The organism is Palleniella muris, from assembly GCF_004792655.1.
Lineage (GTDB): Bacteria > Bacteroidota > Bacteroidia > Bacteroidales > Bacteroidaceae > Prevotella > Prevotella muris_A.
In genome coordinates, this window is sequence record NZ_SRZC01000011.1 from 15,920 (window position 1) to 32,364 (window position 16,445).

Consider the following 16,445-nt stretch of genomic DNA (forward strand, 5'->3'; position numbering starts at 1 on the left):
GAGGTCGTTGGTTGTGGGTGATAGGTTGTTGGCTTTTGTGGTATTGGATAATGAATTTATAACCTAAAACCAACAACCTGTCACCTTTTCTAATCATGTATTATCAGCGCGGATTGTGGCGCAACTGTCACTTTCGTGCCGTTTACAGTGCCCAATCCGTTCTCATCAATCTTTCCGTCACGGCAGACAACAGTGTATTTGCCCTCCGGAACATCAACGGTGCGCGCCTCACGGTTGGCGTTAAGCACCACGATGATGTTGCGCCAGTCGTCACGTCCGGCATAGTTCTTCAGGCGGAAAGCCACGAGTGCGTCCTGTGAAGGCAGGAACTCAAGATGCTTGCGCACAAGGTCGGCACTGCCAAGACGGAAAGCCGGGTGGTTTTGTCGCAAGGAAATTAGCTTGCTGTAGTAGTCGAGGACATTGCTGTAACGTATCGGGTTGTTCCAGTTGAGACGGTTGATGGAGTCCGGAGAGTTATAGCTGTTGTGCACACCCTGCTTGTTTCGGAGCATTTCCTCTCCACAAAGGATGAACGGAACGCCTTGCGATGTGAATACAGCCGTCTGTGCAAGAAGGTCAAGGCGTATGAGTTCATCATCTTTTATGTTAGGGATGCTTGCGCGCAGACGGTCGACAAGGCACATGTCGTCATGGCAGCTTACGTAGCTAATCATCTGTGAAGGCTCCAAAGCCCATGGCTTCTTGGAGTAGTTTACCTTTGCACAGTCAACCTGAGGATGCTCCACAGCTCCTGCAATGCCGAACTTTATGCTCTCTTCCCCTCCTGCAATGCCGGCAAGGAACTGACCTTTCGTGTCGTCACTGAACGGACCGCGCAGTGCGTCGCGCATCTCATCGCTGAAGGCTGCGATACCCGGCATCATGCCGATGTTTGCCTTCATGCCGAGCTTGTCCTGCGGATAAGCGCATGTTCCTGCACTCCAACCCTCGCCATAGATGAAGATTGTTGGGTCAATCTCGTTCACTGTTGCACGCACAAGGTTCATAGTCTCGATGTCATGGATACCCATAAGATCGAAGCGGAAACCGTCAATGTGGTACTCTTCAATCCAATATTTCACGCTCTCGACTATGAAACGGCGCATCATCTCACGCTCACTGGCAGTTTCATTGCCACAGCCGGAGCCGTCAGAATACTTTCCGTCGGCTGTCTTGCGATAGAAATAGTCCGGATAAGTGCGCTGGAAATTGCTTCCGTCGATGTCGAAAGTATGGTTGTAGACCACATCAAGAATTACTCTGATGCCTGCTTTGTGAAGAGCCTGCACCATCTTCTTGAACTCGATAATGCGCACATGAGGATTGTAAGGGTCAGTGGAATAAGAGCCGTCAGGCACATTATAGTTCACCGGGTCATATCCCCAATTGTACTGAGGTGTGTCGAGTTTTGTCTCGTCCACTGACGCATAGTCAAACGAAGGAAGGATATGTATGGCGTTGACTCCGAGGGATTTCAGGTAGTTTATGCTCCAATCCTCAGTGAGAGCAAGGAACTTGCCGGGATATTCCGTGCTTGCCCTTTTGACTTTAATGTCGTTTGGAGTGCCTGCATCGATATTGATGTTGCGTGCAATGGAGAAATCCCTGTGGTGCATCTCATATATAACAAGGTCTACAGGCGACTTAATCACAGGGCGGACATCGTTCTCCCAGCCTGCCGGGTCTGTGTCGTTAAGGTCAATGATAGCACCCCTTTTGCCGTTCACACCGACGGCACGCGCGAAGATTCCTGCCGATTCACCGCGTCCGGTGTCAAAAGTGTAGAACTTGTTCTTATGGTCTCCCGGCACTACGGCTGTCCATTGACAGTCGCCGGTGCGCTTCATCTTTACGGTCTTGACAGCCTTTCCGCCATGCCCTTTGCCATAAAGGCGCACCTTTACGTCCTTCGCATCGTTGGGAGCGAAGAGCTTGAAGGTCGTAGACTGTGGCGAATAGACCATCTCATCAAACTGCTGTGCATTGGCAACGCTATAGCTCATTGCTGCAATGGCACAGGAAAGGAATATCTTTTTTGCTTCCATTTCTTTGTCTTTTCCTGTAAATGATTATTTTGCCATTATGCTCATGGCGAAGCCGCCGCCACGCGCTTCCTTCACTTTGATAACATCGCCCTTCTTCACGGTACGACGTGTGATGGTGTAAGCCTTAGGATTCTTCTCGTAATCGGCATTCTCCGCATCCTTGTACAGTGTGCACTCGTACTTGCGACCCTTGTCAAGGAAATCAAGTTTCACGACAGCCGTGCGTGCGTCAGCGTTTGTCTTGCCGCCCACAAACCAGTTGTCCTTGCCCTTTTCCTTGCGTGCCACGGTGATGTACTGTGCCGGTTCTGCCTCAAGGTACTTAGAGTCGTCCCAATCGCATGGCACATCGCGGATGAACTGGAATGCGTCATCGTACTTCTCATAATGCTCAGGAAGGTCGGCAGCCATCTGCAACGGGCTGTACATCACAAGGTAAAGAGAGAGCTGACCGCAAAGAGTGGTGTGGACAAAGCTCTTGTTTTCGCTCCATGATGACAGCTGTGTCTCGAAGATTCCCGGAGTGTAGTCCATCGGACCTCCCTGCAAACGTGTGAACGGAAGCATCACTGTGTGGTACGGAACGCTACCGCCAAACGCTTCATACTCAGTGCCTCGCGCACTTTCGTTGCCTACAAGGTTAGGCCATGTGCGGCAGATGCCGGTAGGGCGTGTAGCCTCATGCGCGTTAACCATTATATGATGCTTTGCAGCTTCCTCAATGACATGCTGATAATGGTTGTTCATCAACTGGCTGTAATGATACTCTCCGCGTGGAATCATGTCACCGACATAACCAGTCTTGACAGCGTCGTAGCCATATTTGTTCATAAGTTTGAACGCATCCTCAAGGTGACGCTCGTAGTTGATGACAGAGCCGCTTGTCTCATGGTGCATCATAAGTTTCACGCCTTTTGAATGAGCGTACTCGTTAAGAGCCTTGATGTCAAAGTCCGGATATGGTGTGACAAAGTCAAACACGTCAAGCTTCTGATGACCAAACCAGTCTTCCCAGCCTTCGTTCCATCCTTCCACAAGCACCTGGTCAAGACCATTCTTCGCTGCAAAGTCGATGTATCGGCGCACCTCTGCGTTTGTTGCGCCGTGCGTGCCGTTAGGCTTGCACTTGGCATAGTCGGTGATTCCGAGCTTCACGGAAGGATAATCATTGGTATAGCTCCATGACTTTGCTCCGACAATCATGTTCCACCAAACACCGCAATACTTTGTAGGATGAATCCAAGATGTGTCCTCTATCTTGCAAGGTTCATTGAGATTCAGGGTGAGTTTGCATGAAAGCATGTCGCGTGCGTCGTCACTTACGAGCACCGTGCGCCACGGAGTGTTGAACGGAGTCTGTATGTAGCCTTTCTTGCCGGTGGCATCCGGTGTAAGCCATGACTCAAAAGTCATTGTCTGAGGGTCAAGATTGAGGTGCATGGTAGGGTAGTTCAGGCATGCCGCCTCATGGATATTGATGTACAGACCGTCAGCGGATTTCAACTGGAGTGATGTCTGCACACCGGTCTTTGAGAACGTTGTGGTAGACGAGTTGTCGGCATAACGCTCATAAACCTTGTCAAATACCTTGCCGATTTCTGACATCTTCGTTATCTGATACTCATATTCCTGAGTGTCATAATCACCCGGAATCCAATACGCAGTGTGGTCTCCTGCCATTGCAAACTGAGTGTGTTCTTCCTTGATAATGAAATAGTTCAGCTCGTTCTGCTGCGGAAACTCATAGCGAAGTCCCATGCCATAGTCATAAACACGGAAGCGTATGAGGATGTCACGCTTTGTTGCAGGCTGTGTAAGGGTTACAGCCAGCTCGTTGTAGTTGTTCCTTATGGTGCGTGTCTCGCCCCATACAGGAGTCCAAGTCTCATCGAATGAAGAGGTTTTTGTGTCTTTCACCTTAAAGCCATCCATGAGGTCAGTCTCCTTCATGCCCTTGCTTGCGTGCTTGCTCTTCACAAGTTCCAGTCCGAGACCGCTTGGTTTCACCACATCCTTAGCCTTGTAAGTCATTTCATACGTTGGTTTTCCACCGTCGGCAAGTGAGAATTTCACCACCACATTGCCGTCAGGCGATGTCACAGTCTGGGCTGTCGCCATAAGTGGCGATGCCAACAACGCCAATAATATGTTTCTATAATTCATATTGTTAATAGTTGTAGATTAATAAAATACTCCATTTTATTTGGTTCTTCCGTAAAATGTATCCATGAATTCTCCAAGTTCGCCCATAGTCATAGTTGCAGGAACCGCGTTAGCGGTGACAAGAAAGTAGCCGTGGGTAGCACCCACGGGATTAGCAGAATGTCTCTGTAACCGACCGATTTATCGGTCGAATAGGATACAACCACAACCAATATTCGACCGATAAATCGGTCGTAGCCATTGACGGATTATTGATTCCGTGGGTTGCTACCCACGGCTACCATATTGTCACCGCTAACGCGGTTCCTTTATACGTATCAGTCTCTGTAACTGCAAAGGCAGAGCTACTATATTCAATCGCTATGCGGTTGTTTCCGGCAAACGTTTACACATTTTACGAAATTCCCCTTTTTACTGCCTGCCGCTTACCATTATGAGTGACGAGATTCTGTTGTTGAACTCCTCGGCAGCCATAAGTTGCTCCAGCGTCAGGTGCATACGGTAACGCCAATAATGGCGCGGATTAGCCGGAATGTTGATGCGTTCGGCATCAGCATCGGCAAGGCGCTGTCCCTCGTCTATGGCGAGCCAGTCCTGCAATGACAGCAGACAGAGCATCGACGAAGAGTGGAGATGGCGCGCAACGATGTCGTTTGCCAGCCAGCCCGGCAGCGGATGAGGCGCAGCACCGCCATGTTGCAGCATTGTGTTGTAGAATTTCTGTGCGCGTTCCGTGTCCTCATCCCACCATTGTCTCAGTGTTGACATGTCATGGGTCGATATGGTACAGACAGAGCGGTATGGGTTGCGTGACAAGTAGCCGAACTCCACAGCCGGGTCTTTAGGCATGGACTGAATCTCCAGGCTTAGGATTTTCAGCTCGTTCATGACAGGAGCGACGCATTCCGGCACCATTCCGAGGTCCTCGGCGCATACGAGCATACGGGTCGCCTGAGTGAGTTTCGGCAGTTTCTTCATTGCCTCATGATACCAAAAATCATTGTTCCTGCGGTAGAAATAGTCATTATACAGGCGGTTGAAAGCAGCCTTGTCGCAATCCCACAGTGACTCGTAGATGAAGTCTGTCTGCACTGCGATGCGCGGATGATAAAGGTTTGCGTCCTTATGGTCGCGCAGGAACAGCACGTCGCTTATTAGAGCATATAGTCCGTTGCGCAGGTTGGTTTCTTCTACGGATGTCTTTCCATGGAAAGCAGCCTCAATCTTGCGCTGCGTGTCGTATTCCGGTTTCATCTCATATCTGTCACCGCAACGGTTCAAATACATTTCTTTCACATGCTGAGCACGCTCATTGAACATCCGTTCGAGCACCCAATCCGTGATGAAAGGCTTTGTGAACAGGTCTTCCTGGAACCAAAGTCCGTAGCTTTCAATCTCTTCGCGCGTCATGCCCTGTGACGGAGAGAACTGCCCGAGCAGACCGTGCACGGCGTTGATTGGTATCTCCCATATACGGAAGAATCCGAGAACGTGGTCGATGCGGTAAGCGTCGAAGTACTGCGCCATCTTGCTGAAGCGGCGCACCCACCATGAACAACCATCCTTCATCATCTCTTCCCAGTTGTAAGTAGGGAAGCCCCAGTTCTGTCCGTTGGTAGAAAAAGCATCCGGTGGAGCACCCGCTTGTCCGTTGAGGTTGAAATATTTCGGTTCCACCCATGCCTCCACGCTCTCGCGGCTTATGCCGATAGGGATGTCGCCCTTTAGGATTACGCCTTTCGCAAGTGCATATTCATGTGCCGCACGCATCTGCTTGTCAAGGTTAAACTGCACAAAGTACCAGAAAGAGGCCTCTGCATACATCCTTGTCGCAGGGTTTGCAAACTCCTCGCGCTCTTCGTCCGACAGGCTGTGGTGGTCAGGCCATTCATTGAACTGTGCCGTTCCGTACATGTCCCTGAAATGGCAGAAGGCCGCATAAGGCACAAGCCAATCCTTGTTTGCATCAAAGAAAGTGCCGAACTCCTTGCTTTTCAGCACCTTCTTGCTTGTTTCTGCAAACAGTTCCTTGAGGAAACTTATCTTCGCCTCGTTGACACGCTCATAGTCAATCTGTGGCAGTGCGTTAAGTTCTTTCGCAAGTTCGTCATAGTGCTTCTGACGCTCTGCATCGCCAAGACGTGGCAGCTGGCGAAGGTCGGTGTACTGCGGATGCAGTGCAAAGATGCTTATACTGTTGTACGGATAAGAGTCCTGCCATGTATGGGTGATTGTCGTGTCGTTTATCGGAAGTACCTGTATTATGCTCTGGTGGGTCTTGGCAGCCCAGTCGACAAGCATTTTGAGGTCGCCGAAGTCACCGACACCGAAGCTGCCCTCTGAGCGGAGGGAGAACACCGGTATGACTGTGCCTGCTCCTCGCCACGGACATACAGGCATTGCTGACTGTGAAAGGGTGAGCACAAGGGCGCAACCGTCCTCAATCTCCGGCACAAACAGTGTGCGGTTGAAGCAGGTCTCCCACATAGGCATGCCGTCCTTCTCCTCGGAGAGTGCCACAAACTTGAACTCAATGTCGTTGCCGGCGAGAGCAGAGGCGTCAAGCCATGCAACCCACTCGTTTGCAGAGTGTTCCGTCATTGGCAGTGCGTCCGCCACATCCCATGCTCCGAGTGAGGCATCGCTGCCAATCAGCGCAAGACGCTGCCCTTTGCTAAGCTGTGGGGCGCGCACTTTCAGGCATAACGCTTTACTGAAATCCACCTGCGGACATGCCGTAACCTGCTGTCCTGCAACAGCATCGGTGAATGCGGAACTGTACAGATGGGCGTCCTCCGGCATGTCAATCCAAGAATCCTCCACACGGTAACAGTCGGCTTTCGCCGCCAAGTCAAGGCGGTGGGGCGTCACAAGCCATTCCGTGCGCAGAACCTTCTCGTCGCAGACGACAGCGTAATGGTACTCGAAAGAATCTCCCTGTGATAACGGCATGTCAAGTTTGCATGCCCAGTTGTAGCCGTCCAATGTGGACATGGCATGCCGGCTGACAGCCTTTTTTGCGGTGGAATCGGTTATGTCGACCACCAATGTCTCTCCGTATTTTGTCCTGTACGACAATCTTAACTCTATATTCATAATGGTTGGTTTTATGTAATCTATGTTGTGAAACCACAGTCTGCAAGCCATTGTTCCCATGTCTGTTTATCGTGTTTATGCAAGTGATAAAACAGACGGTAATCTTTCAAAAAACGAAAGGTTACCTTTCACCTTGTAAAGTGTTACCTTTTACCATGCAAAGTGTTACCTTTTGCAGGGTAAATCGTTACCTTTTGCAAGATGGTTTGTAAGTTGTTGAAAACTATATGGTTACAAATGTATTGGAGCACCTTTACGGTCAGCTTGCCAAAGTGCGGTTATTTGTCGGTCACATTTTCTTATGTTATTTGCTTTTCTCCTTTATGATGAACACGCATGCAGCACCAATCATCAGCAGCACTCCTGCCACGAAGAGCATGTTGGCCTGTGCGCTGCCGACAAGTTCAAGCAGTACGCCGCCCAATGCAGCGGCTATAATCTGCGGCACGCATATCGTTCCGTTGAACAGTCCGAGGTAGACACCCAGGTGACCGTAGCCCTCGAGGGCGTTTGTCACCAATGTGAAAGGCATGGCAAGTATTGCCGCCCATGCACATCCGATAAGGAAATAAGCCACAAACAGCACGTGCTGGTCATGGATGAACGGCACGAGGCAGAAGCCTATGCCGCCAAGGACAAGGCTGAGGGAGTAAGCCACCTTGCGGTTGCGTATCATCGGCAGTACCATAGCCCACACGACGCTGCCTATAGCCTGCACGGCAAAGAGCACGCCCACCCAGTTGCCTGCCTCCTGATAGTGGCATGACGTTACGTCAGTTGTGTTCCAGCAGGTCTCGGCGATGGCTCCGTTGGTGTAGGTCCACATGTACATGAATGCCGCCCAGCAGAAGAACTGCACCAGTCCTATTGTCCAGAAAGCCGACGGAGCGTTCTTGAGGAGCGTGAGATAGTTGACCTTTTCATCCTCCAAAGGTTTGTCAAGACCATGGTATTCGGCATATTCCTTCGGCGGCATCTCCTTGACTTTCACGGTGGTGTAGATGACACAGAGTATCAGTATGGTGGCACCGATGTAGAAAGAATATATCACCGAGTCAGGCACAACACCCTTTTCGGCTATGTTGCTTATGCCGATGATTGTGAAGATGTATGGGAACAGATAGCCCACCAATGAGCCTGCGTTGCAGAGGAATCTCTGGATGGAGTAGGCGAGGGTCTTCTGCTTCTCGTTGACCATGTCGCCCACAAGCATCTTGAAAGGCTGCATCGCCATGTTGATGCTTGTGTCGAGGAGCATCAGCGAGCACAGTCCGAAGCACATGGCGGTGCTTACCGCCAGTCCGAAGGAGCCGGCGTTAGGGAGGAGGCACATCACAAGCACTGCCACGGCGGCACCGATGAAGAGGTAGGGGATGCGGCGTCCGAAGCGGCACCATGTCTTGTCGCTCAATGTTCCTACTATCGGCTGCACGACGATGCCCATCAACGGCGGCAGTATCCAGAAGTAACTCAAAGAATGCGGGTCAGCCCCGAGAGTGGCGAAGATGCGCGAAATGTTGGCACTCTGAAGGGCGTAGGCAATCTGGACTCCGAAGAATCCGAAGCTCAGATTCCATAATTTGCTGAATGACAAATCAGGTCTTGTTTTCATTTTATAATCATTTATTTTAGTTATTGGTTATGGGTAAAATCTTTTTCAGGTAGCTTTCAGGTGGCTTTCCGTTGCCGGGTCATCCCTTTTCCGGCTGTTTTGTCGTGCCGCGTATTATGAGTTTTGTCCTTACAATGCGCTTTTCCACTTTCTCGGGAGGGATGGTGTTCTCAGCCTTGCCTATGATGATTGACGCTGCTTCTTCACCGACTTTCTGCCCATGCTGGTCAACGGTGGTGAGCATCGGCTCGCATGCCTTGGCACGGTCGCCGTTGGTGAATCCGCACAAAGCCACGTCCTCAGGCACGCGCAGCCCCATTCTCTTGGCTGCATAAAGAGCTCCGATGGCGGTGTCGTCGTTCACGGCAAAGAAGCCGTCAGGCGGATTGTCGGAAGACAAAATGGGGGGGGGTGATTCGCTCCGCTTCGGCACGGTTGTCGCAGAAGCAGACAAGGTCTTTGTCCATCTCTATGCCGTGCTTCAGCAATGCATCCTTGTAGCCGTTGAAGCGGTTCTTTGAGATTTCAAGTGTCATGGATGAACCGAAGAAGGCTATGCGCCGGCAGCCGGTCTCGATGAGGTGGCTCACGGCGTTGAATGCGCCGCAATAGTCGTCGACAACCACTCGGTTGGCGTTTACTCCGGTGCAGATGCGGTCATAGAACACCAGCGGAATGCCTTTGTCCAGGAGTTTTTGGAAGTGGTCGTACTGCATTGTGTTCTTTGCCTGTGACACAATGACTCCGCAGACCTTGTTTTCAAGGAACGACTGGCATATCTGCACTTCGCGCTCATAGTCCTCCATGCTCTGTGCTGCCATTATCCGGTAGCCGTGACGGCTTGCCATGGACTCTATGCCGGCAAGGACAGAGGAGAAATAGTAATGGACGAACTCCGGCAGAATCACTCCGATGACCTTCATTGGCTTGATTCTGCTGTTGTGCAACGACACGGCTATGGCATTGGGCGTGAAGTTATGCTCCTTAGCATACTGCTGTATGGCGCGCCGCTTCTCAAGGCTTATCCTTGGATAATCCTTCAAGGCACGTGACACAGTCGTTACCGATACGCCGAACTTCTTGGCAATATCCTTCATTGTGAGTTGGGCATTTTCTTTCATTTTCGTTCCTTTCGCCTGCCGGCAGGGTGGGTTGTTTTTGTTAGATAAAAGCAGTTCTTCTTGCGGATTGTCCGCATGACGGTGGGAGTTGGTTGCAAAGTGCGGCATGGCACAGACGCAACTCTGTTACAAAATTCGGAAAATTTCTTGGCATTTGCAAGAAATCTGGGAAACATTTCTCATCGCATGCTTCATATTCCACGAACTTCCTCCATAACCACCTGTGGTGCTATATATGGGTGCTATATATATAATATGTATGCTTTGTTCATCGGAAACTGTTTGGCTTGATTAGGTAAATTTCAGGTAATCCGACAAGGATTTTTCAGACTTGTTGAGGTTTGTTGACTGCAAAGTTACCCATTAAACTGAATATTAATGGCATTTACATACTTAAAAACAAGTTTAGAAGTTGTGCAATCGTTAATCCTGTGAAAACAACTCAAAAGGTAAGAAAAAAAACTTAAATTAGTGGAAAAACATCTACTTTTGCACCATAAACCTGAAATCAGTGCCCAAGAGGGCTATTTTAAGATAGAAAGAGTGTTTAACTAACTTTTAATAATAATTTATTTAATGAATGTAATGATGAAGCAATCAGACATCAGACTTCCATTCAGGCTGGCAGCCCTTGTATTAGGGTTGTTCCTGGCAGTCGGGGCTTTTGCGCAGGTTACTGTCAATGGACATGTAAAGGACGCACAAGGCGAACCGATTATCGGTGCCACTATCCGTGTGGCAGGTTCTAATGCAGGTGCCGTGAGTGATTTTGACGGCAACTTCAGTATTAATGCAGAGCAAGGCAGCAAGCTCTCTGTGTCGTATGTTGGCTATCAGCCTGCAACGGTGGCGGTCAATGGCTCTTCCCTCGTCATCACCATGCAGGACGATGCGAAAATGCTTGAGAACGTTGTGGTGATTGGCTACGGTGTGGCAAAGAAGAACGACCTTACGGGTTCTGTGACAGCCATCAAGCCGGACGAGAAGAACAAGCCGCTTGTTACTTCTGCCCAAGAGATGATGCAGGGAAAGATTGCCGGTGTGAATGTCACTACCGGTGGCGGCACTCCTGGTGGCGGCGCTACTATCCGTATCCGTGGCGGTTCTTCACTGAATGCCAGCAATGACCCTCTTGTCGTTATTGACGGTATGGCTATCGACAACCAGGGTGTGAAGGGTGCACCTAACGCTCTTGCAATGGTTAACCCTAATGACATTGAGACTTTCACAGTGCTTAAGGATGCTTCTGCGACAGCCATCTATGGTAGCCGTGGCTCAAATGGTGTTATCATCATCACCACAAAGAAGGGACGCAAAGGTTCTGCTCCTCAGGTTTCCTACACAGGCAATGTCTCTTATTCATTTGTAAACAAGAAGGTTGATGTGCTCAATGCAGCAGAGTACCGTGATTTCGTGAAGAATTATTATGGTGAGGGGTCTGATGCATGGAACCTGCTTGGCAATGCTGATACAGACTGGCAGGATGAAATCTACCGCCCGGCTGTAACTTCTGACCACAACATCACCGTTGCCGGTGGTCTGAAGAACATGCCTTACCGCTTCAGCGCAGGTTTCACAGACCAGGATGGTGTGGTAAAGACATCAAACTATCAGCGCACAACGGCTAATCTTAATCTCAACCCTTCATTGCTTGATGACCATCTGAAGCTTAACCTGAACGCTAAGTTCATGTATACCCACAGCAGATATGCTGACGGTGAGGCTCTGAGTTCTGCTGTTCGCACCGACCCTACACAGCCGGTGAGAAGCTACGACTCTAAGTTTGACAACTTCCATAATTATTTCACATGGACAAGTGACGGTACAGCGCTTGGCATTCCTGGCTATCCTTACACTCAGAACAGTAATGCCAGCAAGAACCCTGTCGCTATCCTTAATGGAAAGAACGACCGTGCCAACTCTTATGACTATATGGTGAACGTTGAGGCTGACTACCAGATTCATGGCTTTGAAGACCTCCGCTTGCATGTTGGCGTTTCTGGCGATTGGGCTAACGGTACTCAGAAGACTGACGTTGAGCCTTGGAGCCCTCAGACTTTCTACTATGGAAGCACCGGCTACACTTACGAGAAGAAGCGCAACCTTGTCGGTACAGCTTATGCACAGTATTACAAGGATTTCCTTAAGACACAGCACGTGGACATCATGGCAGGTTATGAGATGAGTGAACTCCGCTATGAAGGTGACAGCCGCTATTCAAGAATCAACCCGGATGTGAATGGTGACTATAATGTGACTAACGGTATTTGGAAGCAGCACTCACGTCTGCAGTCATTCTATGGACGTTTCAACTATATCGCATGGGACCGCTACATGGTTACTGCAACTGTGCGTCGCGACGGTTCATCACGTTTCGCTGAACATTGGGCAACATTCCCTGCCGTGGCTCTTGGCTGGAAAGTCAACGAAGAGGCTTTCCTTAAGAATGCTAACTGGCTGGAAGAGTTAAAGATTCGTCTTGGCTGGGGTAAGACAGGTCAGCAGGATGGCATCGGAAACTATAATTATTTCGCAAACTATGATGTCAACAACACTAACGTTGACGGTCGTTATCCTATCACTGGTGTAGGCAATGACAGTGGTCTCCTTTATCGTCCACAGGCTTATAACAAGAATCTTAAGTGGGAGACCACTGAGACTTGGAACGCAGGTCTTGACATCGCACTGTTCCGCAACCGCGTGACAGCGAGCGTTGACTATTATTTCCGCAAGACAACCGACCTTATCAACACAGCGTACGTTTCTGCCGGCTCTAATTTCCGTAACCAGGTGACTTCAAACATCGGTTCGTTGGAAAACAGAGGTGTGGAGGCATCACTCACAGTACGCCCAATCCAGACAAAGGACTGGCAGTGGGAGGTGACAGCTAACTTCACATACAACAAGAACGAAATCACAGAACTGACAGGCGAATCATCAAAGGTCAAGACAGGTGGCATCTCTGCAGGTACAGGTAATACCTGCCAAGTCCATACTGTTGGTTATCCTGCATCTTCATTCCTGGTTTACCAGCAGGTTTATGACCAGAATGGAAAGCCGCTGGAGGGCGTTTATGTTGACCGCAATGCTGACGGAAAGATTTCTGAGGAAGATATGTATATATACAAGAGTCCAGCAGCTCCTTATCTTGCAGGACTCAGCTCACGTCTTCAGTACAAGAATTGGGATTTCGGCTTCTCTCTCCGTGGCAGCTTCGGAAACTATGTCTACAATGATTTCCAGGCAGGAAACGTGAATATCGATAAGCGCTATGACTCTTCTTTCGGCTACACTCAGAACTCTACACCATGGGCTGTGGAGAACGGTTGGAAGACTTATGACCATGTCCTCTCTGACATGTTCGTACAGAATGCTTCATTCATCAAGCTTGACAACATCACTCTTGGCTACTCATTCAACAACCTCTTCAAGGGTGGCAACTACAAAGGTCTTGGCGGCCGTCTGTATCTGACAGCCACAAACGTTGCCACATGGACAGAGTTTGAAGGTGTTGACCCTGAAGTGTTCGGTGGTATAGCTGGTTCTGTTTACCCACGCCCAATCTCATTCACAATGGGTCTGAACCTTAATTTCTAATCTTTAAACAGAAGAACAACTATGAATATTAAATTTATAAAGAACATACTTCCAGTCTCTGCCATTGCGCTGACAATGGGATTGGCTTCCTGCGACTATCTTGATGTGGAGCCTCAGGATCCAAGTTCTATCTCCACGGTAGATGAGGCTGGCCTATATACAAAATGCTATGCTAACATGGCGTTGGCAGGTAATACAGGAGCTAATGGCGATTGTGACATCGACGGTCTTGATGGTGGCACGACTGGATTTGTCCGTCAGCTTTGGAATGCAAACGAATTGCCGACTGACGAGGCTATATGCGCATGGGGTGATACCGGCATTCCTCAGTTCAATTATAACCAGTGGGACGCTTCGCATCCAATGCTTCAGGGATTCTATTACCGCCTGTATGCCGGTATAGACTACTGCAACCACTATCTTGAAGTGTGTGCCGGAGTGGATGCCACACGTGAGGCTGAGGTCCGTTTCCTTCGTGCCCTCTATTACTATTATCTGATGGATTGCTTTGGAAACGTGCCTTTTGCTACACAGATTTCCGCAGAATCACCTGAGCAGATACAGCGTGCAGACTTGTTCAATTGGATAGAAGGTGAACTTCTTGCTGTTAAGGACCAGATGCAGACTCCCGTTGCACGCAAGTCTTCTGATACAGGCTACGGCCGTGCTGACCAGGATGCAGCAAACCTGCTCCTTGCGCGTATGTACCTGAATGCTGAGGTGTATACCGGTACAGCTCGTTGGGCTGATGCTCAGACTTATGCTGAGAAGGTTATCAACGGTCCTCACAAACTTTGGACAGGAAGTGTCAATGGTTGGTCATCTTACCAGATGCTCTTCATGGGTGACAATGGTGAGAACGGTGCTTCACAGGAGGCTATCCTGCCATTGCTTCAGGATGGCAAGACTACCACTTCTTGGGGTGCGTCACTGTTCCTGATGGCTTCTACATGGAAGGCTGATATGGATATTGACGGAAACTTTAATACTACGGAGTTCTGGGCAGGTAACCGCGCACGCTCACAGTTTGTCGCTAAGTTCTTCCCTAATGGTGACGCTCCACAGACAGACCTTAACAGCATGCCAATAGCTGCCGGTGACGACCGCGCACTCTTCTTCGGCAAAGATCGTGAGCTTGTTGTCACCACTCCAAGCGAGTATACATCAGGTTACGCAGTAGGCAAGTTCCGCAACACTTATTCTACAGGTGGTGCCGGCCATAGCTCACAGTTCATCGACACTGACTATTTCCTGATGCGTTCTGCTGAGGCTTACCTTATCGCTGCTGAGGCTGACGCACGTCTTAACGGTGGAACGACCACAGCGACAGGTACAAAATATATGGATGATATCCGTAACCGTGCGCATGCCAGCACATCGTTGACATACTCGCTTAACCAGATTATTGATGAACGTGCACGTGAGCTTTATTATGAGGGCTTCCGTCGTACTGACCTTATCCGCTTCGATATGTTCCACAGTAACAAGTACATGTGGGAATGGAAAGGTGGAGCACAGAATGGCGCAAGTTTCGCTGCTTACCGTGACATCTATGCTATACCTGCTGAGGATATGAATGCAAATCCTAAACTCACGCAGAACAATGGTTATTAATCCCTTAAATGAATACTATAATGAAAAAGATATTTTCATATATCATGATGTTTGCTGCTGCGACAATGGTGCTTTCATCATGTGAAGATGACAGAGACTCAAATCCGACTTTGCAGACTCCGACAACGTTTGTACTTAATGAGTCTCCTATGGCAAACCAACTTGTTGACCTTGCCAACTCTGAGAAAATCGTGCTTAAGTGCTCACAGCCGGACTATGGCTTTCCTGTCAGTGCTACATATTCTGTAGAGGTTTCGTTTAATGCGGACATGAGCAATAGCATCGTTCTTGACGAGACATACAACAACACTGTGATAGAAATTGATGCAAAGACTCTTGCCAGCACGCTGACTCTTGCAAAGGTTGAGAATGAAGGAATGGAAGAGGCACAGTTCCCTTTGGATCTTCCTCTCTATTTCCGCGTGACATCAAAGATTCTTTCTGTGAACGAAGAAGTGCCGGGCACAGCGATTACTTCAAACACTATAGCTCTCAACAATGTTCATTTGGCATACACTCTCGCACCGGTAGAGGCTCCTTCCGACGTTTATGTCATTGGCAAATTCTGCGATTGGAAATGGGATAACTGCCTGACAATGGTTCATGTGCATAGTACAAATGATGTCCTTTGGACAATGGTATGGCTTGATGATGAAGGCATAAAGCTCAACACTGCCAAATCTTGGGACAGTAACGATGTCGGTTATGATAAGATAACTGTCTCTGGTGACCTTAAGGATGAAATCGTTAGCTCCGGAGGCAACATTGCTACAAGCGTTGCCGGTGGCAAATGGTATTTGATGGTTGTGACAACATCTGTTAACGGACGTGAAATCAAGTATGATGTCCAGTTCAATGAAGCAAAAGTTTGGCTCATGGGACCAATCGTCGGCAATGGAAACTGGGCTGAGCTTGAGGAAGGATGGTCATGCGAGATACCAACGGTGAAAGATGACTATTTTGTTTCTCCTGCTTTTGCCGGCAGCGTTCCTGGTGGTGACGGTGATGGCGTGCGTGCTTATGTCAAGGTGCCTGGATATGACTGGTGGAAGAGTGAGTTCATTGTTCTCAAAGGTAAGATAGCATATCGTGGAACAGGTGATGACCAAGACCGCGTGAAAGGTGATGCAGGTCAAAGGCTCTATCTGAACTTCTTCAAGGGCGAAGGTGAGATTAAGTAAAACTAAAAAAACG

7 protein-coding genes and 1 pseudogene are annotated in these 16,445 nt (G+C 49.2%); 3 read left to right on the forward strand and 5 right to left on the reverse strand.

Going from position 1 to position 16,445, the window contains the following annotated elements; genetic code table 11:
- Positions 1–89: 89 nt before the first annotated feature.
- The 5 genes and pseudogenes from pulA to E5358_RS07685 form a co-directional block, all read right to left on the reverse strand.
- Entirely contained in the window at positions 90–2,048 is a 1,959-nt protein-coding gene (gene pulA / locus E5358_RS07665; RefSeq protein WP_135939648.1) for a type I pullulanase, read from the reverse strand.
- A gap of 24 nt (positions 2,049–2,072) precedes the next feature.
- The gene (locus E5358_RS07670) at positions 2,073–4,211 is read right to left on the reverse strand and encodes a glycoside hydrolase family 97 protein (protein WP_135939649.1); all 2,139 of its coding nucleotides are present in this window, start codon (positions 4,209–4,211) and stop codon (positions 2,073–2,075) included.
- A 411-nt stretch (positions 4,212–4,622) separates the two neighbouring features.
- Entirely contained in the window at positions 4,623–7,307 is a 2,685-nt protein-coding gene (locus E5358_RS07675) for a 4-alpha-glucanotransferase (RefSeq protein WP_135939650.1), read from the reverse strand.
- Positions 7,308–7,611: 304 nt separating this feature from the next.
- Positions 7,612–8,919, reverse strand: coding sequence for an SLC45 family MFS transporter (locus E5358_RS07680; RefSeq protein ID WP_135939651.1), 1,308 nt, complete (start codon positions 8,917–8,919; stop codon positions 7,612–7,614).
- A 79-nt stretch (positions 8,920–8,998) separates the two neighbouring features.
- Positions 8,999–10,040 (reverse strand): annotated as a pseudogene (locus E5358_RS07685) (LacI family DNA-binding transcriptional regulator).
- A 588-nt stretch (positions 10,041–10,628) separates the two neighbouring features.
- On the opposite strand from E5358_RS07685, the gene E5358_RS07690 reads away from it, so the two are divergent.
- The 3 genes from E5358_RS07690 to E5358_RS07700 are packed head-to-tail and all read left to right on the forward strand — an operon-like array spanning position 10,629 to position 16,432.
- A complete protein-coding gene (locus E5358_RS07690; RefSeq protein ID WP_135939728.1) occupies positions 10,629–13,637 on the forward strand; it encodes a SusC/RagA family TonB-linked outer membrane protein in 3,009 nt (1,002 codons plus the stop codon).
- A 21-nt stretch (positions 13,638–13,658) separates the two neighbouring features.
- Positions 13,659–15,251 (forward strand): RagB/SusD family nutrient uptake outer membrane protein, encoded by a 1,593-nt coding sequence (locus E5358_RS07695; protein WP_135939652.1) that lies wholly within the window; start codon positions 13,659–13,661, stop codon positions 15,249–15,251.
- A 20-nt stretch (positions 15,252–15,271) separates the two neighbouring features.
- Positions 15,272–16,432 (forward strand): SusF/SusE family carbohydrate-binding protein, encoded by a 1,161-nt coding sequence (locus E5358_RS07700; protein WP_135939653.1) that lies wholly within the window; start codon positions 15,272–15,274, stop codon positions 16,430–16,432.
- Positions 16,433–16,445: the final 13 nt, after the last annotated feature.